The organism is Litoribrevibacter euphylliae, from assembly GCF_042646085.1.
Lineage (GTDB): Bacteria > Pseudomonadota > Gammaproteobacteria > Pseudomonadales > Litoribrevibacteraceae > Litoribrevibacter > Litoribrevibacter euphylliae.
On the sequence record NZ_JBHRSZ010000002.1, the window covers coordinates 524,105 to 550,074 of the forward strand.

The window sequence follows — 25,970 nt, forward strand, 5'->3', positions numbered from 1 at the left end:
CAAAAGCCTCCTTTTTTGGTTACGCTTTAAGTCAGTGCTTCCCTGATCTTCCAACGTTTATGAAACAACGTTTAATTTATCTCTCAACAGAAGTGGACTCTATATGAAAATCGATATTTTTTGCACCGGTGGCACCATCGACAAAATTTACTTTGACGCCAAAAGTGATTACCAAGTCGGAGAGCCTAAAGTCGGTCGAATTCTTGAGGCGTATAACCTCAACATTGACTTCGAGGTTCACTCGGTCTTGAAAAAAGACAGCCTGGAGATGACGGATCAGGATCGTCAGCAATTAAAGGATGCGATTTCCAGCTGTTCTAATGATTTGATTTTGGTCACCCACGGCACGGACACCATGCCGGAAACCGCCGATGTACTGAAAGACCTTACCGATAAGACCATTGTAATGTTTGGCGCCATGGAACCCGCCATGTACAAGACCAGCGATGCCGAGTTTAATGCTGGCTGTGCGGTAGGCGCAGTTCAGTCACTTCCTAAAGGAGTTTACATTGCCATGAGCGGCCGCATCTTTGAGGCAGGAAAAGTTAAGAAAAACGTAGAAAAAGGGATATTTGAGATTAAAGAATAATCTTATTCCGTTGAAGTACGCCTAGGTGTTTTGGAACCCTGTCACAAAACACCTAATTTCTTTTCTACAAACCAAGGCACTAAAAAAGCTCAACATCGTTCGCTGCAGGTGAACGACTGTTCATTTCCAGTTTGACCAAATCAAATAAATCATTCAGCTCAGAATCCGTCAAAGCAGTCAATTTTAAGCTCTTAAACACTCGCTGAGACATAAGGTCAAATTGGTAGCAATTGGCATGCGCAGGCGCACCGCCCTCAACCGTAACCACATCACGACTTCCTACAACATTACAATCGCAATAGACACAACGCATAAAAAATAACCAAGTAGTCAAATAAATAATTAGACCGACAATATACCGATAGAATAAACAAACTCAGTAACCTTTTAGTTACTAAGGTTTTATTCGCGTTACAATTCCAAGTAATCTACTAAAACACTCAACTACTCTGTCGTAATTTCTCAACTTTATATCGTAATGGGCTTGTTATAATCTTTCGAACTACAACTCTAATATAACTAAAACGATAAATACGGTAACCCATGCTGGAAGCATTCTTTGATCCTGAACTTTGGAAATACTTAAGTATTCCCATCATCGCTGGCCTGGTCGGCTGGAGTACCAACTGGTTGGCCATTCAACTCACTTTCTACCCGGTAGAATTTCAAGGCGTTAAGAAACCTTTTCTAGGTTGGCAAGGCATTGTTCCTCGCTCCTATAAAAAGATGGCTTCCATCTGTGTCGACACCACAATGAGTAAGCTCGGCACCTTATCAGACATTATCAACAGCTTAGAACCCAAAGTTCTGATAGATCGCATGATTCAAGTGCTCATCCCTAAAGTGGAGTACATGGTTGATGACATCATGCGTAAAGAAAAACCAGTGCTCTGGGAAAACCTACCAAAAGCGGCTAAAAACAAAGTATACAATCATGTAAAAACGGAACTTCCAAAACGCCTGGATGCCATTGTTTCAGACTTTCAACAGGATGCAGATCAGCTGATCAACCTTAAAGATTTGGTGATTACGGAATTAGGAAACGATAAGAAACTCCTGAACCGCATCTTTCTTGAATCCGGCAACCAAGAATTCAAATTCATTATCAATTCTGGATTATATTTCGGCGCAGCCTTTGGCTTGATCCAGATGATTATCTGGTATTTCTTTGCTGCATGGTGGATTCTGCCATTGTTTGGCTTATTGGTTGGATACATCACCAACTGGATTGCGTTAAACATTGTCTTCAGACCATTAAACCCTGTTCGGCTATGGAAAATCTCAGTGCAAGGCATCTTTCTGAAACGCCAAAAAGAAGTATCCAAGGCATGGTGTGACATTGTCGCTTTCGAACTGTTAACCATTGAGAACTTCAGCAAAGCCTTGCTTGAAGGCCCAAACAGCCATAAAACTCGCAGTCTAGTAGATAAGCACATCCGCAATCTCTTAGATGATTCCCTGGCTCTTCGCACCTTAGCTCAAATGACGATGGGACCAGCAGGCTATGCCAACCTCAAAGACAACATGGCTAACTTGGCCTTCGAATATTCCAAAGAACCCTTTAAAGACAAGCGCTTTAACGAGGACCGCGCCGCATTAGTATCTGACATGATTCGCGAGCGAATGGAAGCACTCACACCCGAAGAGTTCCAAGGCGTTTTGAGACCAGCCTTTCAGGAAGATGAGTGGATGTTGATCCTTGCAGGCGGGATTTTGGGACTTTTTGCAGGTTTTGCTCAATTAGTCTTTATTTTTGGTGGCTGATTCTAATCTTATTCGTTATAACATTTCACAAGAATAAAAATTCGGTTATCCAACACCTAGTCAGTCAGAGATGAGAAAGTAATTTCCACTGATATCTCTGACTGCCAGTGCTTTTGCCAAAGGATAAGTATCTGGAAAAGGATCATAGGCAGGCAGTTATGAAAACCAGAGACAGAATTCTTGTAACCAGTCTCGAATTATTTAACGAGTTTGGCGAGCCCAACGTTACCACCATTCATATCGCCGACGAAATGGACATTTCGCCGGGCAATCTCTATTACCACTTCAGAAATAAAAACGAAATTATTTATGAGCTTTATCAGAAGTTTGAAAAGCGCATGAATGAAATTTTGGTTCCGCCACCAGAAGATCGCCAAATCACTATGGAAGATCACTGGTTGTTTGTTCATCTGCTGTTTGAGCATATCTGGGAATATCGCTTCATCTATCGCAACCTGCCCGACTTATTAGCCAGTGTCGATAAACTCGCTACACACTTCAATCGTATCTTGGACAAAAAAGAACGAGTGAATAAAGCGATTTGTGAAGGGTTAATTGCCAACGGGACTATGCTTGCCAGTCTCGAAGAAGTGAATGCTTTATCCCAGAACATCACCATGACGATGACTTATTGGTTGAATTATGAAAATGTGAGAAACAAAGGCAAACACACAGAAGATTTAGGGAAAGGCGTCTATCAGGTAATGAGTCTTCTTACTCCCTATCTTGAACCAACTCACAGAGCCTTCATGCAAGATCTCAGTAAGAAATACCTTTAAGACATGTAAGATTACAAAACCAGAAAGCACTAAAAAAGCCTCGTAAAGAGGCTTTTTTAATCCGATGTTTCTGAACAACTAAAACATCACGTGGTAGTGTTCAGATTAGCCTTTTGAAAGAGCTTTAACAGATTTATTCAATGCATCTACTTTTTTAATCAATGTATCAACATCTGATTTACTTGGCATGCCAAGCAGATGAACAACACGTTCAACACCTTGCTCCATGAAAGACTCTACTTTTTCAAGAGATTCATTCAGCTTGGCTTTTAACTCTTCAATAGATTGATTCGCACGCTCACGAAGCTCATTGGTTTTAGCAAAAGTTTCATTGGTTACTTCCGTCGCGCGAGACTCTACCTCTTCACCTTCCTTGATTAAAGACTCAATCACTTTCACGCTTTCTTCTTCTGCTTTGGCATACGCGCCAAGTGCCGCCAACCAAATTTGATGAGCAGAATCACGAACTTTACCTGCCAGTTTCACACCTGACTCTTCTTCTACTTCAACAGACTCAACAACTTCAGACATAACTAGTTTCCTTATTTAGGTTAAACACAAACACGTCCTTGAAAGTGCAACTTAACCATTCAAAGTGTGCTGAAGGTTTCATCCGATAGTAGCAACGCCCTTTAGAATACACATACTAAAGAACTTCGTCATAAAGTCTGATTTTTATGGCAGATAACGGTAAGTAATTGCCACTCAAATTACGGCAAGAACCATCCTTTTAAGAAGCTTAAATAACAAGCAAAAATAAACCCGCCAAAAGCGGGTTTATCAAAGGGGATACGAAAATGGGAGCTACTGGATGCCTAAATAACCATAGCCGGAGACACGCTGGTAAGCACTGGTAGGATAACTCGGTGCTGTTATGTTCTTTAGCGTAGTTAAAAGCTTATTCATTCCTTCTAACGTTGCCGAGTCTTCACCTTGCATAGCCAATTCCTGGGCTTGATCTTGGAGCACATTTACTGCTTGCTCAGGAGTCTGGATGGTCTGGGTTCGAGTTTGCAACGGAATATGGTTGAGATTTTCTAATGATAAAAATCCGTACTCGTATAGTGTATGAGCCAAGTCACCGATCTGCGTTTCCGCCTTCATCGAAGCCATTAGCTCTTTAGACATTTGCTCCAATTGACTGGCACGACCGGAAATAGAGACCTGATCACTGTACGGGTTACTCTGGTCATCACCACCTTTCTGCTGACCATTTTTTGACTTAGGTACGGCTTCTACACTTTGTTTACTGGGCGAATGAGTCGAAGAGTTGACACTATTCCCCGTAATTTGATTAATCGGCATGGTTTTATCCCCTTTATATGTAACATTTCGTATCTCACTTAACAAAATGCACAAACCATACCAAACTGATCAATTTTCAGCCAAACCACCTAAACAAGCGTCAATTGCATTTAAAATCATCAATAACCGAGATATATCAACGGTACTCGTTTTAAAAAACTCTTCAGCCATGGGCGCTATGCCACAGCGAGAAGGCAATGGACTTTCACTCTCTATAAGCTCGTGCATTTTTGGCAGGAAAATAAACTGCATCCACTCAGGCAATGACATGGTGTCATAAGCAAACGGTTGCTGACTTAAAAAAGCATCAGGCGCTGGCGGGCGATCAGCCCACACACCTAAATGCGTCATCTCTCCTTCCAGCTCTACCAAAAGCTCATGTATCGGAAAAGCCTCAAGTGATTCATTATTTGTCATTCCTGGAATCTTCCTCTGTTTCTTTGCGTGCTATAATGCGCCGCCAAGATTATTTTCAATTTCATTTTTTAACTTCAAGATCAATTCGAAGACAAACAAGGGCCTTATGGAAACCGCAGTTAATACCATTACCGATTTTGTAAAATCTCTCGACGCTGAACTTCGTGTATTCGACATGGGACGCAGATTATATCGGCTCTCAAACGGTCAATTCCAGAAATTCGAAAATCTTGAAATTCCCTACCCAACACCATTGCAACGTCACGCTTGGTTAGGCTTCTTAATTTGGTGGAACGAAACTAAAGAAGAACCTTTGATTTGGTTCTTAAAATTACCTTTGGATGAACAAGGGAAAATCATTCCTGCCACCCGCGACGATTTCATTCAACGATTAATGAAAGCCATTCAAAACCGCGTCAACAATCCTGGCAGCAAAGAACAAAGCATCCTGAACGAATCCGAACTCGCGTTCACACCAAATCAAGAACGCATGGCGAGCTTCCATGCTAAATCTTCTCGCTTTATTGGTAAGCACGCGTCGAGCTACTATGAACCAGCCATTAGCTATTTAAAAGGCGAGCAAACGCCGGAACAGTGGGAAGCATTAGGGCTTCAAGGTTTGGCAGACGTATGCGCCCGTCTTGAAGACCTTAACCATGCAGAGATCATCAAAAAAGCTTTGGAATGGTTACCTGAAGCACCTAAATATCAGGTTCTTGCGTTATTAGAGAATGAAGAAATACCTACAGAATTGGCGCTCTACATTCTTAACCTGTTGGAGAACTCATTGGATTCTCAGGCACCTAACCAGGCTTTAATAGCATCGGGTTTAAGAGCGCTATCAGGATCAAAAACGATTCAACCAAGACAAGCATTAATCCTGAAGATTTTATCTACACCAAGTATTCAGGATGATTTAGAAATTCTTTCAACCATTGTAAGCCGTTGCTGGATGGATTTAGAAAACCCAGAGATTTGCCACCAGCTATTTGAACGAGTGGCTAAACAAGAAGCGGGCGAACAAATTTTTGTTCAATTCTTTATTGATTTGGTCGCAATACCTGGCGTTCGTACCTGGTTAATGGAGATGGTGCGAAGAACAGAACGCTCAGAAGAACTAAGTCGCTGTATTGGTCAATTATTTGGTGCTATTCAGAAACATTAAGCTCCACTACTAAAGTGACCACACTTCTCCTGCCATAAAAAATGCCACGTCATAGCGTGGCACTTTTTATGAATTCTGATATTTAGTATTAAGCAAACTCAGGATGCTCAACCTTCTTCCCTTCTAGCACTTCAGACAACTCAACAAACTGCTGAGTCAATTTATGTTTAGGGTCGATATGAATCAAAGGACGATTCTTCTGGTGGGACTCCTTCATCTTCACCGAACTGGTAAGATAGACAGGCAATACTGGTAACCCTTCTTCAATCAATTCCTTGATTAACTGTTGTGGCAAACTTGCACGAGGCTGGAACTGATTAACGATGATACCTTCAATCTTGAGCTCATCATTATGATCTTCTTGGATTTCTTGAATTTCCATACCCAAGCTGTATAGCGCTTTTCGGGAGAAGTCGTCACAATCGAAAGGAATTAAACACTTATTACAAGCAATCAACGCCGATTGCGTATAGAAGTTCAGAGCAGGCGCAGTATCAACAAAAATACGATCGTATTTACGCTCTAACGCTTTAAGTGCATCGCGTAACTTATAAATCTTATGCTTGGCTTCAAGTTTACGCTCAAGGTGTTCTAATTCAGGGCTTGAAGCAATTACATCCAAATTTTCATACGGCGATGGCGTAATGAAATCTTCAGGCTTCTTATTGAATACTTTAAACGACAACACTTGCTCAAAGTATTGCGCAATATTGTTCTCGCATTCAGTAGAAGATTTACCCAACAGATAATGCGTAGTATTGCCCTGCACATCTAAATCAATAACCAAGGTTTTGTAACCCTGCTGAGCGCTAATCGCAGCCAAATTACAGGTGATACTGGATTTCCCTACTCCGCCTTTCTGATTAAATACGACTCGACGCATTTACCCTGTCCTCTGAGTTAAATTCTACTGGTGATTTTGCGATCACATTTTAGTCTAAAGAAACCAACGGGTCGACTGAAACCACGTCATATCTGGCTTTTCTCGACAAGATTACGTTTTTTATCACAAATTACTGTAAGAATCTGGCTTATCCTTAAAGCAATTGCTTTAATAGCCGATCTAAACAATACTCTATCTAACTTTATCTGATTCAACACCATGGAGCTAAGGGAGTGACCTCCATTCCTGCAATTTTATATAAGTACGCTGATCTGGAGACGGCGCATAAAATTATCGACACCAAGACTCTACGATGGCTTTCTCCGTATCAACTGCCTGAGCCATTTGCGGTGAATTCTGCTAAGTCGTTGATGATCAAAGATGACATCCTAACGGATGCTTTGGCGAAGTTTGTCGCCAGTATGATTTTTACCCATTCGCTTCCTTTCAAAGACACTACTAATCCGATTGTAAAAGCAATTATCCGCTGGCGATCTACTGACCGTTTTGACTCCGAAGAGGAAGCACGATCAGTCCTGAATGACTTGCTGCAAAGCACCATCATCAAGCAACAAGAAAAAAATCAGGAAATGCTAGAGCATTGGGACTACTACCTCGATCACCTGCGTATTTTATGCCTCGGCGATAAACCGGATAACCTAGCGTTGTGGCAAACCCATGGCAGCAATCATACAGGCGTCGCGTTTGGATTTGACGTAGACCCTCAACATGATGATGGTGCACCTCAAAAGCCATCCAAAGTGAAGTACGCTGAACAACGACCTGTACTTACGGATATGAGAGCACAGATCGAAGACATTTTAGGTATCCGTCGCCTAGAACCTCAAAGTATGTTTGCAACCCAATTTTTGGTTAAGTCAAAAACATCAATTGCTGAGCAAGAATGGCGTTGTCTGAGAGTGTTACCTGAGCAACAAGTTATGCAGTCGGATGATAAGACACACAGCGACTTCACCTTTAACCTGGAAAACCTAAAGCGTGTGTATTTAGGTTCAGCCATGTCTTCAGACGATAAAATCCAACTGATGAACCGTATCAAAGAAGAGTTGCCGCACACTGATATCTACTCATGTACTCCTAATATGAATCAATTCTCTTTGAAGTTGGAAAAGATCCATACCGGGAAATAAAGACCATCACTGAATGCCTCTGAATAAAAAGCTTCTTATTTCCCTCATTGGGTGCACTCTGCTCATCCTATTAGTTACGCCAGGTGTGTTAGGCACACTGGCCAAACACTATATAGAACGAGCGGTTTACCTGAGTAACTTAAACACAGCATTAACCATCGAACTGGAAGAATACCAACAATCTTGGTTCAGCAGTCGCTTTGTGATTAATGTTTATACAGAGGATGAATTTGAAGAAACCTTAGTCCCCATTGGTAGCTTCCCCGCCATTTTAAAACACGGACCACTGACCTTCGTAAATCACCAACCCGGTATTGGTGCCTTCTATCTCTACAGTAACAGCCTAAAAGAAGCGAATTTAAGTACTCCCTATATTGGCTACGCGAGAGCTGGTTTTTTGGGAACCGTTGAACTGAACATCAACGTAGACTTACACGCTTTAAGTCAGTCTTATGAATATTCTCAACTTGAAACTACCGGACTCAAACTAAGTCCATTAATTCTCTCCATCGACAGTAATTTTGAGTTCGAACAGATCAACTACAAAATTCTGTGGCCCGGTTTCAAAGGCCAACATAATCCTCGTAATGCCTATGTCGAGGATGTCCTACTGACTGGCCATATGAATCGAATCAGTGACGAACACTGGCAAGGAAGCTCAACTGCGAACATCAAACAACTGACGTTCCCCTCTTCGGACTTTAAAGCCAACGATCTCCAGCTTACCTTAAAAAATTCCCTAATCATCGACGAATCAAATCGCAGCACTCACATCCAATTGAGTGGACAAGCGGTCGAATTACAAAGCACTTGGAATCAATGGCGTGACGCCAAACTCGATATTGATATTCAACGCGCAGACTTAACCGCCCTCTCAAGCCTTTACGATCTAGCTGAACGCGCCTATCTAGAGTTCGACTCTCCATTCGGTGAATACGCTCAATTGGAATACATGGCAGCGCTACAAACCACTCTCCCCGCACTCTTTTCCGATAATGCGCAAGTGAATATCAACGACATCTCATTTGTAGATAAAGAATCAGGCGACAAAAAAAAGATCACAGGAACCATAGATTTCCCGGATTTACCTGAGTTTATGGACGAGCACTTACTCTCATTAATCGCAAAAGTGAACGGTACGATTAAAAGTAAAAATGAAAGCTCGGGAGAAGAGAAAGAAATTCAGATTAAAAATGGTCGGCTGTCTGTCGACAACCAAGCCTTCGATTTCTCATTATTCAATTAAGAAATCATATGAGCCTGAAGCCCTTAAGCTTCAGACTCATGGTTATCTTTAACTAAACACAACCGTCTTATTACCGTGAACAATCACACGGTCTTCCAAATGCCAGCGCAAACCACGCGCCAGAACATTTTTCTCTACGTCTTTACCTAAACGCACCATGTCTTCAACGGTATCGCGATGAGTAATGCGAATGACATCCTGATCAATAATCGGCCCGGCATCCAGCACTTCCGTCACATAGTGACAGGTTGCACCAATCAATTTCACACCACGGTCCGCGGCCTGATGATAAGGACGAGCGCCCGCAAAGGATGGCAAGAAGCTGTGGTGAATATTGATGATGCGCCCAGGATGCGTGTGACACAATTCAGGCGGAAGAATCTGCATGTAACGGGCTAATACGACCGTATCCGCTTGGTATTGATCGATCAGACCAGACACCTCAGCAAACGCCGCAGGCTTGTCATTAGGATCAACAGGTACATGATGGAACGGAATGTCATGCCACTCAACCATTGAACGTAAATGGTCGTGGTTAGCAATCACACACGCGATTTCACACGGTAATTCATTGCTGTGCCAACGATGTAGGATATCCGCCAAACAATGACTTTCTTTCGACGCCATTAGCACAACTTTTTTTGGCTTATGCGAATCTGAAATTCGCCATTTCATATTGTACTCATCCGCAATTGGCTGAAACTGCTTTTCAAATTCAGCCAAATCAAACGGTAAGGAATCCGCACGAATCTCATTTCGCATGAAGAACATCCCACTCGGACGATCTGCATGATGGTTCGCCTCGGTAATCCACCCATTTAAGCTGGATAGAAAACTACTGACTTTTGACACAATACCCACGCCATCAGGGCATGCAATAACTAATCGATAAACACGGTCCATGAATACAAACTCACAATTCTTAAGGTCTTACAAATATATAGGGATTAAAAACAAAAACCCCAGCAGCCCGTAACTAACGTCCTGCTGGGGTTTTTAAGAAGATATTAACTATTTAACTTCAATAACTTCCGCAGCATGGATCTTCTCAAACCACTCTTGTGGCCCGGTCTGGTGAACAGACGTTCCGTTCACATCCACTGCAACCGTTACCGGCATATCTTCAACATCGAACTCATAAATTGCTTCCATTCCCATCTCAGGGAAGGCAACAACTTCTGCGCCCTTAATAGCTTTCGATACAAGATACGCTGCACCACCAACGGCCATTAAATACGTTGCTTTATGCTTCTTAATCGCATCAATAGCAACCTGACCACGCTCAGCTTTACCGATCATGCCCATCAAACCAGTGGTTTCAAGCATGGTATCGGTGAACTTATCCATACGCGTTGAGGTTGTCGGGCCAGCAGGGCCAACCACTTCGTCACGAACAGGATCAACCGGACCAACGTAGTAGATGAAGCGACCTTTCAGATCTACAGGTAGCTCTTCACCTTTCGCGATCATATCAACCATTTTCTTATGCGCGGCATCACGACCGGTCAGCATTTTACCTGACAATAGAAGGGTTTCACCTGGCTTCCACTCTTCCATTTCTGATTGAGTAAGGGTGTCTAAATTCACTCGACGAACTGAATCACCGACTTCCCATGTAATTTCCGGCCAATCTTCCAACTTAGGTGGAGTTTGCAATGATGGACCAGAACCATCCAATTCAAAGTGTGCGTGACGTGTCGCAGCACAGTTAGGAATCATACAGATAGGCAGAGACGCCGCGTGCGTTGGGTAGTCCATGATTTTAACGTCAAGCACAGTTGTCAAACCACCAAGACCTTGAGCACCAATGCCCAACTTATTCACCGCATCCATGATTTCAAGACGCAACTCTTCTACACGATTTTGAGGTCCGCGCTCACGAAGTTCGTGAATATCGATCGGATCCATCAAAGATTCTTTAGCCATCACTGCCGCTTTTTCAGCGGTACCACCAATACCAATACCTAGCATGCCCGGTGGACACCAGCCTGCCCCCATAGTTGGAACAGTTTTCACAACCCAATCAACGATACTGTCAGATGGATTCAACATCACCATCTTAGATTTGTTTTCAGAACCACCACCTTTAGCAGCTACTTGCACGTCTACGGTATTCCCAGAAACGATCTGAGTGTGAATAACCGCAGGTGTGTTGTCCTTCGTGTTCTGACGCTTACCTGCTGGATCAGCCAGGATAGAAGCACGAAGTACATTGTCCGGATGCGTATACGCACGGCGAACACCTTCGTTAATCATATCTTCAAGACTCATTTCTGCGTCCCACTGAACGTCCATACCCACTTTTACGAATACGGTTACGATACCTGTATCCTGACATAGCGGACGCTTACCTTCGGCACACATACGTGAGTTAATAAGAATCTGCGCCATCGAGTCTTTGGCGGCTTGCGATTCTTCTCTCTGATAGGCTTCATGAACCGCATCAATAAAATCTTTGGGATGGTAGTAAGAAATGTACTGTAGCGCATCGGCAACGCTATCGATTAAATCATCCTGACGAATTACAGTCATGAGAACCTCTTATCAGCTAACAAATAGTTTTAATGCACTTATTTAATTGGCACTTTTTTACTAATGGTCTGCTCAAGCACTGAATTGTTTCTGTAGTAGAAGGCCTGAAGCATAGAACGTGTGAAAGGCCGCAGATTGTACATTATTTAACAAAAGAAAGCATAAACTTGAGCAAAAAGAAGCTAAGTTATATGTAATTCTTAGACACAGTGTTCAACTTCCCTTAACAAAAAGGAACGAATCATAAATGTCCCTAACGCAATAACGTGTTAGTTTTTACTATTAATAATTATATCAGCATTTAATTTAGCTTAACTCTCATAACAACTATTAAAACAGAGTAATCATGAGTAAGACTTCCGTAGCTTTGAGCGATGACGTTCACAGCAAACAAAAAGTACGTATGAAGCGATTAATGATGGGCTTTGCCGCCTACATTGTTTGCGGCACCATTGTGTGGTTGTACTTTTTAACCAATCAAACGGAAGGCACCAGCATTATAGAGATTGGTATTGCATCGGCCTTTTCACTGATCATCCAGGCTACTTTTTATTATCTCATCAAAAGCAATATCAACTTAAAGTTTAAAGACCCGTCTCTGACTATCCAACAAATGATCCCAGGCTTTCTGTGGGTCACCTACTTGCTGTCGATTACACAGTCTGTTCGAGGCGTCGTCTTAGTTCTCTATTTTGTTATTCTGATGTTTGGTATTTTCCGCCTCACCGCCAGACAGTACCTCGCTCTTTCTGTATTAGCCCTGTCAGGCTACGGATTAGTCATAGCAAACGATATTGCAACTAATGCCTCGCACTTCAATTTAACACTCAACTTAGTACAGTGGACTGTGCTTGGTATTCTATTAGTTTGGTTCTCTTATTTTGGTCATGAAGTTCATGCACTCAGAAACGAAAATAAAATCAAAAAAGCGCAACTGATTCGCAAGCACATGGAGATAGAACGTCAGCGCGATGAGATTCATCGTACCAATAACGAATTACAAGTAGTGCTCTCGAAACTTAGCACTCAAGCGATCACAGACGAATTAACTGGCTTACCAAATCGACGTCACTTCGCCGATTGCTTACAGCCCTATATTGATCAAGCAAAAGACGACAGTGAATTCTCGATCTGCTTACTCGATCTGGATCACTTCAAACAAATCAATGATACCTACGGGCATAACGCAGGCGACCTAGTACTTCAGCAATTTGCTGATACTGCCAAGAAGTGCTTACGCAAAAACGACTTGCTGGCTCGTTACGGTGGTGAAGAGTTTATTCTGTTCCTACCAAGAGCTGATAAATACGCAGCGATGGAATGTGCTGAAAGAATTCGCACCGAATTTGCTAAGGTGGTGTTTCATGATTTACCTGGCTCACCGAGCTTTACTTTATCCGTCGGTGTAACCATCTTCCTTCCAAAGAAAGATCATATGAAGTCGGAGAATTTAATTTCTCGTGCCGATGCGGCACTTTATAACGCTAAGAAACGAGGCAGAAATCAAGTGGTGCTTGCAGAACCTGCCTACAAACACCACTTTGCTGCGTAGCAGAAAGAATTAGTCTTCTTTATTAGGAACGTCTCTGACACTTTGAGACCACTGAGCAGCATTCTCAATGTCGCCTTCTTCGTTCAGTGCCGGATAAGGCAACTTCTTGTTATCACAGAACTTCGCTACTTGTGGATGTGCCCAGCGAAATAGCGTCTGTTGATATTCTTCCGGATCAAGACTCAATTTATCAAACATCCCAGCGGCGTCACGTTGACGCTGGGCTTCACTTAAAATGATTGCGGCTGCAACGGATACGTTGAACGACTCCACCATGCCTTGCATTGGGATCACTACATGCTCATCACACATATCCGCAGACTCATCAGACACACCGAAAAGCTCCTGCCCCAATAACAAAGTCGTTGGTTGAGTGTAATCATAATCCCTGAAATCAATGGCACGATCCGAGAAGTGCGCCGCAATGACCTTACGACCTTCTTTCTTTTGTAACTCAATGGCTTCTTGTGACGTTTGATGAGAATGGACCGTCACCCAACGATCACTGCCGGATGCCGTTTTGCTGTAACGACCAAATTGATCATGAGGCCAAACCATATGAAGATGAGCCACGCCCATTGCATCACAAGTTCGGACAATCGCCGCAATATTGTGAGGCTTGTGTACGTGATCCGTTAACACTCTAAGATCAGGCTGTCTGCGGCTTAAGGTGTGTTGTAATTTGGCAAAACGTTCAGGGGTCATCCAACAACTTCTCTTTTTGTGCGCCTCTATCAAAAAACCTTCTAGAAGCACGAATCTATGAGGAATAATTTAAGGCTGCGAATTATACCCAATAAAGAATGCATTGCTAACTGGGAGCCAAGCAGAGAAAAAAAGAACACCTACTCTTTCAGTTTAAGATGGCTGGTATCAGGCACCTCAACTTCTTTTTCTGGTTCAGGCTCAACTAAATAGCCATCCATCGGCTTGACCGTCAGATGATCGGTATCCGGAGCTTCAACAGGTTCCTCTTTAGATTCAGGAAGAATCAAGCTTCCAGTCGGAGCAATGGATAAATCTCCCACACTCTGCTGGTCACCTTGCTTCTTATCTTTCTCCGTAGCTGTTGCTGAAACCTGTTCTGGCGGCTTTTCATCAGAATGTTTTAACGCCTCCATAGCCGCCTGAACTTCCTCAGAGGATGCTTCGGAAACCTCAGGAACGGGAATGCCAATCGGTTCGGCCTCTTTGACTTTCTCGACACGCTCTACTCTTTCATGCTTACGCTCTTCATGAGCTTTTGCGACTGCCGACATAGAAGGTTTAGAAAAATCCTTCGCCATAAAAGAGGCTGGATTTTGAGGCTTAGGCGCTTCCTTCTTCTGAACAGAACGAATTTCAGCCTGAGCACCCGCTTTATTCATCGCAGCGAGATATTTCTGAGCTGTCGCCTCATCCAAGCCGCCTTTAATGACCACTGTTTTCCCAGAAAACAACGCATTCAATTTGGCGTCATCCGCTTTGAACATCCGCCCTACATTGGCTCGAACTTCCTGCTCATCGGCACCTTCAATCACTTTACCCTGAAAAATGACTTCAAACACAACTCATACCCATAAAAAAGATCTATTTAACAACAGTTTAATTCCATTTAGAGGATCTCGCGACTCTTTCGTCAGAATGATACGAAGATGAAAAAAAGATCTAGGTCAATAACAACAAAAAAATGGGGTCTATACTGGAAAGATAATAATCAAAAACCTCTATAGAACGCGCCAACAAGGAACCCGATATGAGTATCGAATCCATAAAAGTAAGATCGTGCATGGATGAAAGTATTTTACCTCTCACCCCAGATACGCCTTTGATCGTCGCGACCACCGCCTTATGCAAAAATAAACTGACGGGCTTACCTGTGGTCGACAAATCCCTGAAAGTGATTGGGTTCTTGTCTGAACAAGATTGCATCGGAAAAATCTTGAACGAAAGCTTTTACGGATACTCAGATGCCGTGGTCAAAGATGTCATGCAAAGCGACATAGTGAGTATTTCTCCAGAAACCAGCATTATCGATCTAGCTCAACAAATGAAAAGCAATCGACCAAGAGTTTACCCCGTTGTGGAAAACGAACGACTGTTAGGGGTAATCAGCCGAACGGATGTACTGACAGCACTTAAACTCCATATTAAACAAATGAAATCGACTCATATTTAATGAATACTTGAAACAAAATTCACCCCTGAAGATTCTGGACAACGCCCATATTAGCCGACATTATTATCGGCCAATATGGGCGCTTTTATATGTGCAGTGATGAGCGCTTTCAGCGTTTAAAAACAATTTCATGGTTCAGTCAAAGCAGAACAATCAAGGAAGAACAATCCATGACGTCAAAACTCTTTAAAACGGTTCTCATTACAGGTTGCTCTTCTGGTATCGGAGAAACCCTTGCTATCGAATTAAGTCGGCAAGGGTATCAAGTATTAGCAACCGCACGGAATGCAGATAAGTTGGCTTCGCTTTCCGAGCAAGGAATTTCAACCTACGCCTTAGACGTCACAAATCAAGCATCGATTGATCAACTGGCAGACAAATTCCAGCAAGAGAACATTGCTATTGATGCCATCATCAATAATGCGGGCTATGCAGCCATTGGCCCCGTGGCCGAACTTCCTATTGAAGATCTAGAGAAACAACTGGCCACCAATGTCACGGGTATTGTACGTGTTACACAAGCCTTTACCCAAAATATGATTAATCAAAAGAAAGGTCTCATCGTCAATATCGGTTCGGTTTCCGGCATACTCACCACGCCGTTTTCCGGTGCGTATTGCGCAAGTAAAGCCGCAGTACATTCGTTGACCGACGCACTGAGAATGGAACTGGCGCCCTTTAATGTAAAAGTGGTTGATGTGCGACCTGGTGCCATTCAATCAAGCTTCGGGAACAACGCAATGGCTGGAACTGAAAAGAACCGGGAGCAATTTAAGCGATATATACAGATTTTTGAAAAAATTATGGAACGCGCCAACGCATCTCAAGATAACCCAACATCAACGGATGAATTTTGCAAAACGCTCATCAAGCAGTGTTTTACCGACAACCCCGTCTCAATTCAATACATTGGCAATGGCAGTATCACATTACCTTTCCTAAAACGATGGTTGCCAACACCTCTGCTGGATAAGATTCTCTCCAAGAAATTTGGGCTTAACTTATTGAAGTAACAGGCATTAAAACAGCAGACACAAAAAACGACCCATGCGGGTCGTTCTTAGAGAATCACAAATAAGCTTATAGCTCTACAGTAATCTTCTGACAGGCATCACGAGCAATCGCTCTGGCGTCATCAACATCGCTTCCTCTCGCCAACGTCACGCCCATTCGACGCTTACCAGAGACTTCAGGCTTACCAAATAAACGGATCTGCGTATCTGGTTGTGCCATAGCTTCAGTCAAACCAGAGAAGCGGACGTGATTCGATTCGCCTTCCACTAACAATGCACAAGATGCCGATGGACCATGTTGACGAATATTAGGAATTGGCAAATTAAGGATCGCTCGGGCATGAAGCGCAAATTCCGATAAGTCTTGAGAAATCAACGTCACCAATCCAGTATCATGAGGTCGAGGGGAGACTTCGCTAAAATATACTTGATCACCTTTAATGAACAACTCGACACCAAATACGCCCTGACCGCCCAAAGCAGCAGTCACTTTTTCAGCAATGTCTTTGGAAGCGCTTAATGCTTCCCTCGACATCGCTTGAGGCTGCCAAGACTCACGATAGTCGCCCTCTTTTTGGATATGACCAATGGGCTCACAGAAGCTCACACCATCACAATGACGCACGGTTAATAAAGTAATTTCATAATCGAAATCGATAAAGCCTTCCACAATCACACGGCCTTTGCCAGCACGTCCCCCTTCTTGTGCATAAGCCCAAGCAGAATCAATATCGGATTCAGCACGAACCACCGATTGACCTTTGCCTGACGAACTCATGATAGGCTTTACAACACATGGCATACCAACGGCGTTGATCGCTTGCTCGAAGCTCTCTTTGGTGTCTGCAAACTGATAAGGTGAAGTAGCCAGCGCCAATTCCTCTGCCGCCAAGCGACGAATGCCTTCACGATTCATCGTCAGCTGCGTGGCTTTTGCTGTTGGAATGATGTTAAAGCCTTCTGCCTCTAACTCAACTAAAGCTTGTGTTGCAATGGCCTCAATTTCAGGCACAACCAAGTCCGGCTTTTCTTGCTCAATTACTGTTCTCAATGCTTGTTCATCAAGCATGTCAATTACATGCGAGCGATGCGCCACCTGCATTGCAGGAGCGTTGGCATAACGATCTACGGCAATTACTTCAACACCCAAACGCTGAAGTTCGATGACGACTTCTTTTCCTAACTCGCCACAACCACACATCATGACTTTCGTTGCAGACTGGCTTAATGGCGTACCAATTGATGCCATAGTATTTTCCTTTTATTCGAGATAAATCGATTCCGACATTAACCAATAAAATTAAACGACGCTTTTTCTCGTTCGCGTACGCGTTCCATAACTGCTTTCTTTTCAGAATTTGAAAACGCCCCCCATTGGGAAATTTCCTGACCAGAGCGATAACAGCCCTGACAGATATCATCATCATCCAAATAACAAATACTCACACAGGGAGAAGGAACGGGCTTATCAATCTGTTCTGACATACAATACTCTATTTAACACGTACAAATCTTAAAGAGCGCCATTTTACTGAACAGATTGATCAAATGATAGGCACGACGATACGGAAGCTATTATACGGTTATGCCATTGGCTCTAGTGTACGCCGAAAAAAGTCAGCATTTTTCACATAATACTGGGCACTTAACTCAAGCATCTTTTTCTGGGCCTCAGATAATTCGCGTTTAATTTTGGCAGGCGAGCCAACCACTAAAGAGCCATCTGGAATCTCCATCCCTTCTGGAATGAGGGCATTGGCCCCAATTAAACAATACTTACCAATCTTGGCGCCGTTTAGCACGACTGCATTTATCCCGACTAGGCTGTAATCACCAATCGTGCAGCCATGAAGCATGGCTTTATGACCAATTGTCACACCACGACCTAATGTAAGCGGATAACCTGCATCGGTATGAATGACAGTTCCATCTTGGATATTGGACTCTTCGCCAATGTGTATCAATTCATTATCACCACGGATAACTGCGTTAAACCAAACACTGGAATGCTCTTCGAGCACGACATTCCCAATGACAGTCGCATTCGGTGCAACATAGATATTGGGCGACTTTAACGTTACTTTGACATCCCCAAGTGCATACAACATGCTCAATCCTCTTAGCTATTATTATTTAATTTTTATTTTAATCACGTTCAGCGATAACGAATCCTGGAGTCGTCCGGCTTGCTGAATAAATCAAAACCGGCATCAAATCCAACATCCAAAAACTCACTAAGTATCATCGCACTCAGCCCCCAAATTTCATACTCTTCATAGAAATAGCAAGGGATATAGACCTCTCCCTTAGGATGCTGAATACGATCAAAACAATCCGGTTCATTTTGCAGAAAATAGTCCACAGGCACATGAAAGATGGCATCCAATTCCCCTTGGTTTGCCACTAATTGATGTGTTCCTTCCACCAAACCAATGTAGGGATAAACCAGAATACCTTGCCGGGAAACAACTTGGCTCAACTGACCTAATAATCGTATAGACTCTCTTGGAAGAGCAATTTCTTCTTCCGTTTCTCTAAGTGCCGTTTCAACAAGACAGGCATCTTCAGGATCTTTTTTACCACCAGGAAAGGCCACCTGCCCCGCATGAGAATTAAGGTGATTTGCCCGTTGTGTAAAAATGATTTCAGGCTGATCTTGATCCTGAGTAATGGCAAGTAAAACAGCGGCTTCAGGTAATTCAAGCCCAATAGCATTAGGAGTGTGATTGTCCAGCCGTTGCTGTAAATCATTCATACAAACCAAACGAGACAAAGGTATTCCTCAATACAATAAACATCCCAGCATTGAACCATGAGAACAAAAAATGATTCAAGCCATTCTGCGCCAAGATTTTACGACCTGCGCGAAGCACCTAACAATAGTTGCGTTATGCACTTCCAGAGAATTACTATGTAAAGCACGGATATAGGCTAGATAATTATTCGCATCAAAATCGCTAATGAAACACTGATCCATACACCAATACATCAAGCTATGGTGAAATCGTTTCTTTTGAATGTTGCACTTATTATCTGGATTAATATAAAAGCGTTCTAATACAACAAGTATAGTCGGATAAAGTAATGAAGTTTTGCAGTGCGTGTGGTGCCCCGGTAACTCTTGAAATTCCAGACATGGACAATCGCTTAAGACACGTCTGTACCCAATGCAAAACAATCCATTACCAAAACCCTCGTATTGTCGCAGGCACACTTCCTTTTCATCAGGACAAGATTCTACTGTGCAAGCGAGCGATCGAGCCAAGACTAGGCTTCTGGACTCTACCCGCAGGTTTTATGGAAAATGAAGAAACAACTCCGAATGCAGCGGTTCGTGAAACACTTGAAGAGGCCAACGCCAGAGTAAAGTTGGGTCAACTCCTTAGCGTCATCGACGTACCTCACATCAGCCAAGTTCACATGTTTTTTACCGCTGAACTTTCCGATCTAGAATACAGTTCCGGACCTGAATCACTTGAAGTAGAGTTATTTTCTGAAGAAGAGATTCCGTGGGACGACATTGCATTTCCAACGGTAAAAAGAACATTACGGCATTTCCTTAAAGCCAGAGCTAATCAGATTGCCATTAATGAAATGGAGTTACTGGTGGACCATATCGATTTTGCAAATCGCATCAAAAAATGATGTCAAAAAATAAGAGCTATCTTACAGATCAACCAACTGGATAACATCGTAAGCGGGTTCTTCATAAGGGTGACTTGATTTCATCGCTTCAATCACGCCGACCAGCAAAGCATCATCACAGACCAGTTCGACTTTGTACTCATCCACGTACTCAACCTCACCTTGCGATCCAATGTAAGGGTTGGAGCCACTGAGAGCCCGGAATTGCCCTTGCCCTTTGGATTGCCAACAGCATTGATCGTAATTACCAATACGCCCAGCACCCGCTTGAAACATAGCGCTTTTCACTTGCTCAAGATGACTCTCAGGAATAAAGATCGCAAGCTTGTACATAACTTATGAATTAATTGAGGTTGTCGCAGATTGATCTGTATAAAGTTCAGTGAGGTACGCATCGCCTGACTCCGTCAGCATCCACCGAATATCGCGCCCTTGCATGACTTCCCGAATCAGATCCTGACCTCTCAGATAAATCTTAATCCGATTAATACTATCATTGGAAAGGCGAATATCCGCCACAGCATGAGAATCGGGGTACCTGGCCTTGATTGGTTCCTGAACATCACTGGCTAATGCAGCCGAGATCACCAAGCGTATCTTTTCTTCAGAAATGGGTTTAAGCATGTGAGGCGCTACCGCCAGAAAGACAGTATCCCAAGTCATGTTCCAAGTTTCAGAAATGGTTTTGAAATTACCACCACTAAACACCTTAGCGCTAAATGACACCGTAACTCGTTTATTTCTAGAAGGAGCAACTTTCGACAAAGCAACATTAGAAGACGTAACCAAGGTTGATGGTGCGGAAGCAAGGGCTTTTTTGGCTTCTTCAAGCTCACGTTTCAGTGCTTTGATTTCTTTCATCTGGTTGGTTTGAGATAACTGACCAGAGACATTTTCTTGAGAAGTAATCGTCGATTGTGACGAGACAGGCATCAAGCCTAAATTATGAGCGCTTTTCAGCTTACGAATCGCCATAAGCAATTGTTTACGCAGATCCGTTAAGCATGTCCAATAACGAACCTTATGGGAAGACAGAAATTTGCGAAACTCCTGTAAATGCGCACTCTTGGAAACAGACGCTTCTGAACTTTTTAAACAAAAAGGAAAGATAGGTTTACCTTGAGTGGTGGCATAAATATAAGCCATGTGCACATAACTTACGCCGCTCGGGGAAAGTTCACCATAAGAATTACCAACCAATAAAAACACCACGTCCGATTCGTCAATCATGGAACGGGTAACTTCCCAGTGATTGTTTTGAGACGAAGGATTTAAACCAATGCCCATTGGAATGCACTGGTGCTTCACAAGCTCAAAGCTTGCTTCTACAGCAACAGATTCCAATTCGGTCACGTCATGAGCGATAAAAACACGATAACGTTGGTCTTTCACTTCCACCTCTCTGAACGTCATATACAACTATCCCTATCACAACGCCTGTATTCTTATTCTATCCATCAGTGGATTAGCATTTCAGACGCGATAACTTCAGATCTTCCTTTGATAAATCAGTAATAAAAGCAGTTATTGTAAAGTGTAGACAGTTATTAACTGTTCAATAAACAAGCACTACCCTAACCAAAGTTAGGAATAAGAATCTAGTATACATGAACCTAACCTCATGAAAACGCTCATCTACGCCAAAAGCAGGTTCATAAGTAATACTTTCAGATTATTTTCACATTTTACGTCACAAAAAAGGCCACATGACATTATCATGCGGCCCTTTTGGGTATAACCGAGCGATTAATCCACCCAGCGGCGAGCGTTTCGGAACATTCTCATCCACGCACCGTCTTCATTCCACTGACTTGGAGCCCAAGAGTTTTGAACCTTACGGAACACACGCTCAGGGTGCGGCATCATAATAGTCACACGACCATCATCATTAGTTAAACCGCCAATCCCCATTGGAGAACCATTAGGGTTGAATGGATACTGTTGCGTCTGCTGACCATAGTTATCCACATAGCGAATCGCCACTGTACCGCTTGTATTAGCAGTATCTAAATGCGCTGTATCACGGAACTCAGTACGCCCTTCACCATGCGCAATAGCAATCGGCATTTTAGAGCCTGACATACCTTGCAACAGAATCGATGGGCTATCTTGCACTTCAACCATAGCAACACGAGCTTCAAATTGTTCAGATTCGTTTCGAACAAAACGAGGCCAGTGGTCTGTACCAGGAATCAATGACGCCAAGTTAGATAACATCTGACAACCGTTACACACACCCAATGCAAAACTGTCTTCACGTTCAAACAATCCTGCAAACTGATCACGAGCGCGCGCATTAAACAGAATGGACTTAGCCCATCCTTCACCAGCGCCTAGAACATCACCGTAAGAGAAACCACCACAAGCCACTAAACCACGGAATTGATCCAAGGTAATACGGCCCGACAGAATATCACTCATGTGAACATCAATCGCTTCGAAACCAGCACGATCAAAAGCAGCTGCCATTTCAACCTGACCATTAACCCCTTGCTCACGAAGAACGGCTACTTTCGGACGTACACTCTTAGCAATATACGGCGCAGCTACGTTCTCATTAACATCAAAGGTAAGATCTACAGACAAACCTGGGTCCTGATCATCCAAGATATTAGCAAACTCTTGATCTGCACAATCCGCATTATCACGTAGCTTTTGAATTTCAAAACTGTTACGAGACCACAACTGTTGTAGCTCAGCACGGCTACGATCAATCAACAAGTCGTCATCCAAAGATACTCGAATTTGCTGATCATCGTTCAAACTTGCCACAACACCAGAACAATCCCCCAGACCGGCACCGTTCAATTGAGCCAGAACGAAATCCAAGTCCTCACGACGAACCTGAATCACAGCACCTAGCTCTTCGTTGAAGAGTACTTGAAGTGCTTCGTCAGCACTGTCTGCAAGATAATCCAGATTGATATCAACACCAGTACGGCCAGCAAATGCCATTTCAGTCAACGTTGCGAACAAACCACCGTCCGAACGATCGTGATAAGCCAATAACTTGTCATCTGAATTTAGCCCTTGGATAACAGCAAAGAAGGCTTTCAAGTCTTCAGCGTCGTCCAAGTCTGCACACTGATTACCCACTTGGTTGAATACCTGGGCCAAACAAGAACCGCCTAAACGATTCTTACCACGACCAAGATCAATCAATACCAAGTCAGTCTCGCCTTGATCTTTCTTCAATTCAGGCGTCAGGGTTTTACGCACATCATTAACAGGTGCAAAACCAGAAATGATCAGGGACAAAGGAGCTACGACGGATTTCGTCTCTTCACCTTGCTCCCAAACAGTCTTCATAGACATAGAGTCTTTACCTACCGGGATTGATATACCCAGTTCAGGACAAAGCTCCATACCCACAGCTTTTACTGTGTTATAAAGATTTTGGTCTTCACCTGGATGCCCTGCTGCAGCCATCCAGTTCGCAGACATTTTAATGTCTGAAATCTGATTAATAGACGCTGATGCCAAGTTGGTAATGGCTTCACCGATCGCCATCCGGCCAGATGCAGGAGCGTTAATCAAAGCAATTGGTGTACGCTCACCCATCGCCATCGCTTCACCCGCATTGGTATCGAAGCTAGACGTTGTTACTGCAGCGTCTGCTACCGGCACCTGCCATGGGCCAACCATCTGATCGCGATTAACCATGCCGGTAATTGAACGGTCACCGATCGTAATCAAGAAACTCTTACTGGCAACGGTTGGAAGACTTAAGACTCGATTAGCGGCTTCATCCAACGTTACACCGTCAAAACTTAAGCCCGACAACTCTGCCGTTTGCGTTTCAAAAGAACGCTGCATCTTAGGTGGTTTACCAAGTAGAACTTGAAGAGGTAAATCTACTGGATTGTTCTCGAAGTGCTCATCGTTTAGTAGCAAGTGTTCTTCTTCCGTTGCTTCACCAACAACAGCAAAAGGACAACGCTCACGCTCACATAATGCTTCGAAACGCTTCATGTCTTCTGGAGCTACCGCCAACACATAACGCTCTTGAGATTCGTTACACCAGATCTCCGCCGGAGACATACCCGGCTCATCATTTGGAACGTCACGCAATTGGAAACGGCCACCGCGGCCAGCATCGCTCACCAACTCAGGCAAAGCGTTAGAAATACCACCAGCACCCACATCGTGGATAAATTTAATCGGGTTTTCATCACCCATCTGCCAGCAGCGATCAATCACTTCCTGACAACGACGCTCCATCTCAGGGTTATCACGCTGAACCGAAGCAAAGTCCAGGTCAGCACTGCTTGAACCAGAGGCCATTGACGAAGCTGCACCACCGCCAAGACCGATCAGCATGGCAGGGCCACCCAATACGATCAGCTTAGCGCCAACAGGAATTTCTTTTTTCTCAACATGCTCGCTGCGAATATTACCCAAGCCACCTGCAATCATGATTGGCTTGTGATAACCGCGCATTTCCGTTCCCGCAACGCCTTCTGCTTGTTGCTCATAGGTACGGAAATATCCATTCAAATTTGGACGACCAAACTCGTTATTGAACGCAGCGCCACCGATCGGCCCTTCGATCATAATATCGAGTGCAGAAACAATACGTTCAGGCTTACCGTATTCACCTTCCCATGGTTGTTTCCAGCCTGGGATATTCAAGTTAGATACGGTAAAACCAGTTAAGCCTGCTTTCGGCTTACTTCCGATACCCGTTGCACCTTCATCACGAATTTCACCGCCGGAGCCCGTTGCTGCACCTGAGTGAGGCGCAATGGCTGTTGGGTGGTTATGTGTTTCCACCTTCATCAAGATGTGGATATCTTCTTCGTGATACGCGTACTTATTCGCACCAGGTTCAGGGAAGAAACGGCCTGCTTTATGACCTTTAATCACTGAAGCGTTATCTTTATAAGCGCTTAAAACGTCCTGACCGCTTAACTCATTGGTGTTTTTGATCATCTTAAACAGGGATTTATCTGCCTGTTTACCATCAATCACCCAATCCGCATTGAAGATTTTATGGCGACAATGCTCAGAGTTTGCTTGCGCAAACATCATTAATTCAACGTCAGTAGGGTTTCTCTCAAGTGCCTTGAAATTCTCAACCAGATAATCAATTTCATCTTCGGCCAACGCTAATCCCCAATCGTCGTTGGCAACTGCCAAAGCATCACGACCGCCCTCAAGAATATTTACGGTTCTTAGAGGTTTAGGTTCAGATTGGGTAAACAATAACTCTGCACCACCCATGGACGAGAAAACCGCTTCCGTCATGCGATCATGCAATAAGTCAGCAAGGACTTTCTTGGTTGCCTCTTCGACAGGCGAATCCGTACGAATATAATAAGCAACGCCGCGCTCAATGCGCTGAACACTGTGCAACCCACAGTTATGTAATATATCTGTTGCTTTACTGGACCATGGTGAAATCGTTCCCGGACGAGGAACCACTAAAAACAGAGTACCGTTCAAGTCTTCAACTGACTCGCTCGGACCATATTCAAGTGCCTTATTCAGAATGGTCTGTTCATCTTGACTGAGTGTTCCATCAAGAGAAACAAAGTGCATGAATTCTGCGTAAACCCCCGTCACAGCTGGGACGGCGGATTGAAGAGTGTTAAGAAGTTTTTCAGATTTAAACTTGGAAAGCGCTGGTGCACCGCGAAGCTCAAGCATACTGAGGAAGCCCCTGACTATAATTTAGACTATTCCCAGCTTTTTCACGCTGGAAATTCAAGGCGTGAATGATACTGGAAAAGCAAACAAACGGCTACTTATGTCACACTTCTAATCACACT

General features: G+C 43.5%; 26 protein-coding genes. 10 read left to right on the plus strand and 16 right to left on the minus strand.

The genetic code is table 11. The features are described from left to right. Positions 1-103: 103 nt before the first annotated feature. Complete coding sequence (locus ACFOEK_RS04060) at positions 104-589, plus strand: asparaginase domain-containing protein (protein ID WP_386716533.1); 486 nt, start codon at positions 104-106, stop codon at positions 587-589. A 79-nt stretch (positions 590-668) separates the two neighbouring features. Here ACFOEK_RS04060 and ACFOEK_RS04065 read toward each other — a convergent pair whose 3' ends face one another. Further along, positions 669-857 carry a DUF2175 domain-containing protein gene (locus ACFOEK_RS04065; protein WP_386716536.1) on the minus strand — a complete coding sequence of 63 codons (189 nt, stop codon included), beginning with the start codon at positions 855-857 and terminating at the stop codon, positions 669-671. Positions 858-1,132: 275 nt separating this feature from the next. On the opposite strand from ACFOEK_RS04065, the gene ACFOEK_RS04070 reads away from it, so the two are divergent. Together ACFOEK_RS04070 and ACFOEK_RS04075 are read left to right on the plus strand one after the other, a co-directional pair. Then, positions 1,133-2,353 carry a DUF445 domain-containing protein gene (locus ACFOEK_RS04070; RefSeq protein WP_386716539.1) on the plus strand — a complete coding sequence of 407 codons (1,221 nt, stop codon included), beginning with the start codon at positions 1,133-1,135 and terminating at the stop codon, positions 2,351-2,353. 158 nt (positions 2,354-2,511) lie between these two features. Beyond that, positions 2,512-3,132: a TetR/AcrR family transcriptional regulator gene (locus ACFOEK_RS04075; RefSeq protein ID WP_386716541.1), complete on the plus strand. Its 621-nt coding sequence runs from the start codon at positions 2,512-2,514 to the stop codon at positions 3,130-3,132. Between the two features lie 105 nt (positions 3,133-3,237). Here ACFOEK_RS04075 and ACFOEK_RS04080 read toward each other — a convergent pair whose 3' ends face one another. The 3 genes from ACFOEK_RS04080 to ACFOEK_RS04090 all read right to left on the minus strand — a co-directional run bounded on the left by ACFOEK_RS04080 (position 3,238) and on the right by ACFOEK_RS04090 (position 4,854). After that, positions 3,238-3,663 (minus strand): phasin family protein, encoded by a 426-nt coding sequence (locus tag ACFOEK_RS04080; protein ID WP_386716544.1) that lies wholly within the window; start codon positions 3,661-3,663, stop codon positions 3,238-3,240. A 273-nt stretch (positions 3,664-3,936) separates the two neighbouring features. Further along, the gene (locus ACFOEK_RS04085) at positions 3,937-4,437 is read right to left on the minus strand and encodes a hypothetical protein (protein WP_386716547.1); all 501 of its coding nucleotides are present in this window, start codon (positions 4,435-4,437) and stop codon (positions 3,937-3,939) included. A gap of 69 nt (positions 4,438-4,506) precedes the next feature. After that, on the minus strand, positions 4,507-4,854 hold the full coding sequence (locus ACFOEK_RS04090; protein WP_386716550.1) for a YqcC family protein: 348 nt from the start codon (positions 4,852-4,854) through the stop codon (positions 4,507-4,509). A 106-nt stretch (positions 4,855-4,960) separates the two neighbouring features. Here ACFOEK_RS04090 and ACFOEK_RS04095 point away from each other — a divergent pair, with 106 nt between their 5' ends. Next, complete coding sequence (locus tag ACFOEK_RS04095) at positions 4,961-6,019, plus strand: DUF3549 family protein (protein WP_386716553.1); 1,059 nt, start codon at positions 4,961-4,963, stop codon at positions 6,017-6,019. 88 nt (positions 6,020-6,107) lie between these two features. On the opposite strand, the gene ACFOEK_RS04100 is transcribed toward ACFOEK_RS04095, so the two are convergent. Next, entirely contained in the window at positions 6,108-6,902 is a 795-nt protein-coding gene (locus ACFOEK_RS04100) for a ParA family protein (protein WP_386716556.1), read from the minus strand. Positions 6,903-7,135: 233 nt separating this feature from the next. Here ACFOEK_RS04100 and ACFOEK_RS04105 point away from each other — a divergent pair, with 233 nt between their 5' ends. Then, positions 7,136-8,053, plus strand: a complete 918-nt coding sequence (locus ACFOEK_RS04105; protein WP_386716559.1) for a DUF2971 domain-containing protein — start codon at positions 7,136-7,138, stop codon at positions 8,051-8,053. 13 nt (positions 8,054-8,066) lie between these two features. After that, a complete protein-coding gene (locus ACFOEK_RS04110; protein WP_386716562.1) occupies positions 8,067-9,299 on the plus strand; it encodes a DUF945 family protein in 1,233 nt (410 codons plus the stop codon). A 48-nt stretch (positions 9,300-9,347) separates the two neighbouring features. Here ACFOEK_RS04110 and purU read toward each other — a convergent pair whose 3' ends face one another. Together purU and ACFOEK_RS04120 are read right to left on the minus strand one after the other, a co-directional pair. Beyond that, the gene (gene purU, locus ACFOEK_RS04115; protein ID WP_386716565.1) at positions 9,348-10,202 is read right to left on the minus strand and encodes a formyltetrahydrofolate deformylase; all 855 of its coding nucleotides are present in this window, start codon (positions 10,200-10,202) and stop codon (positions 9,348-9,350) included. A 108-nt stretch (positions 10,203-10,310) separates the two neighbouring features. Next, positions 10,311-11,831: a fumarate hydratase gene (locus tag ACFOEK_RS04120; RefSeq protein WP_386716568.1), complete on the minus strand. Its 1,521-nt coding sequence runs from the start codon at positions 11,829-11,831 to the stop codon at positions 10,311-10,313. Positions 11,832-12,177: 346 nt separating this feature from the next. Between ACFOEK_RS04120 and ACFOEK_RS04125 the strand changes: the two genes are divergently transcribed. After that, a complete protein-coding gene (locus ACFOEK_RS04125) occupies positions 12,178-13,383 on the plus strand; it encodes a GGDEF domain-containing protein (RefSeq protein ID WP_386716571.1) in 1,206 nt (401 codons plus the stop codon). A gap of 9 nt (positions 13,384-13,392) precedes the next feature. Here ACFOEK_RS04125 and trmH read toward each other — a convergent pair whose 3' ends face one another. Together trmH and ACFOEK_RS04135 are read right to left on the minus strand one after the other, a co-directional pair. Further along, complete coding sequence (gene trmH / locus ACFOEK_RS04130) at positions 13,393-14,088, minus strand: tRNA (guanosine(18)-2'-O)-methyltransferase TrmH (RefSeq protein WP_386716574.1); 696 nt, start codon at positions 14,086-14,088, stop codon at positions 13,393-13,395. A gap of 140 nt (positions 14,089-14,228) precedes the next feature. After that, complete coding sequence (locus tag ACFOEK_RS04135; RefSeq protein WP_386716577.1) at positions 14,229-14,930, minus strand: hypothetical protein; 702 nt, start codon at positions 14,928-14,930, stop codon at positions 14,229-14,231. Positions 14,931-15,118: 188 nt separating this feature from the next. On the opposite strand from ACFOEK_RS04135, the gene ACFOEK_RS04140 reads away from it, so the two are divergent. Both ACFOEK_RS04140 and ACFOEK_RS04145 read left to right on the plus strand, forming a co-directional pair. Beyond that, the gene (locus ACFOEK_RS04140; RefSeq protein ID WP_386716580.1) at positions 15,119-15,541 is read left to right on the plus strand and encodes a CBS domain-containing protein; all 423 of its coding nucleotides are present in this window, start codon (positions 15,119-15,121) and stop codon (positions 15,539-15,541) included. A 170-nt stretch (positions 15,542-15,711) separates the two neighbouring features. After that, positions 15,712-16,554, plus strand: a complete 843-nt coding sequence (locus tag ACFOEK_RS04145) for an SDR family oxidoreductase (protein WP_386716583.1) — start codon at positions 15,712-15,714, stop codon at positions 16,552-16,554. A gap of 67 nt (positions 16,555-16,621) precedes the next feature. Here ACFOEK_RS04145 and purT read toward each other — a convergent pair whose 3' ends face one another. From purT to ACFOEK_RS04165, 4 genes are all read right to left on the minus strand, one after another. Further along, on the minus strand, positions 16,622-17,803 hold the full coding sequence (purT, locus tag ACFOEK_RS04150; RefSeq protein WP_386716586.1) for a formate-dependent phosphoribosylglycinamide formyltransferase: 1,182 nt from the start codon (positions 17,801-17,803) through the stop codon (positions 16,622-16,624). Between the two features lie 38 nt (positions 17,804-17,841). Continuing rightward, complete coding sequence (locus tag ACFOEK_RS04155; RefSeq protein WP_386716589.1) at positions 17,842-18,039, minus strand: DUF1289 domain-containing protein; 198 nt, start codon at positions 18,037-18,039, stop codon at positions 17,842-17,844. Between the two features lie 98 nt (positions 18,040-18,137). Next, complete coding sequence (locus ACFOEK_RS04160; RefSeq protein WP_386716592.1) at positions 18,138-18,662, minus strand: gamma carbonic anhydrase family protein; 525 nt, start codon at positions 18,660-18,662, stop codon at positions 18,138-18,140. Between the two features lie 47 nt (positions 18,663-18,709). After that, positions 18,710-19,327: a CoA pyrophosphatase gene (locus ACFOEK_RS04165; RefSeq protein WP_386716595.1), complete on the minus strand. Its 618-nt coding sequence runs from the start codon at positions 19,325-19,327 to the stop codon at positions 18,710-18,712. A 311-nt stretch (positions 19,328-19,638) separates the two neighbouring features. Between ACFOEK_RS04165 and ACFOEK_RS04170 the strand changes: the two genes are divergently transcribed. After that, positions 19,639-20,199, plus strand: a complete 561-nt coding sequence (locus ACFOEK_RS04170) for an NUDIX hydrolase (RefSeq protein WP_386716598.1) — start codon at positions 19,639-19,641, stop codon at positions 20,197-20,199. 21 nt (positions 20,200-20,220) lie between these two features. Here the strand turns inward: ACFOEK_RS04170 and ACFOEK_RS04175 are convergent, their stop codons facing one another. The 3 genes from ACFOEK_RS04175 to purL all read right to left on the minus strand — a co-directional run bounded on the left by ACFOEK_RS04175 (position 20,221) and on the right by purL (position 25,848). Further along, on the minus strand, positions 20,221-20,532 hold the full coding sequence (locus ACFOEK_RS04175; RefSeq protein WP_386716601.1) for an NGG1p interacting factor NIF3: 312 nt from the start codon (positions 20,530-20,532) through the stop codon (positions 20,221-20,223). A gap of 3 nt (positions 20,533-20,535) precedes the next feature. Then, complete coding sequence (locus ACFOEK_RS04180; RefSeq protein WP_386716604.1) at positions 20,536-21,612, minus strand: DUF4062 domain-containing protein; 1,077 nt, start codon at positions 21,610-21,612, stop codon at positions 20,536-20,538. Between the two features lie 333 nt (positions 21,613-21,945). Beyond that, complete coding sequence (gene purL / locus ACFOEK_RS04185) at positions 21,946-25,848, minus strand: phosphoribosylformylglycinamidine synthase (RefSeq protein ID WP_386716607.1); 3,903 nt, start codon at positions 25,846-25,848, stop codon at positions 21,946-21,948. Positions 25,849-25,970: the final 122 nt, after the last annotated feature.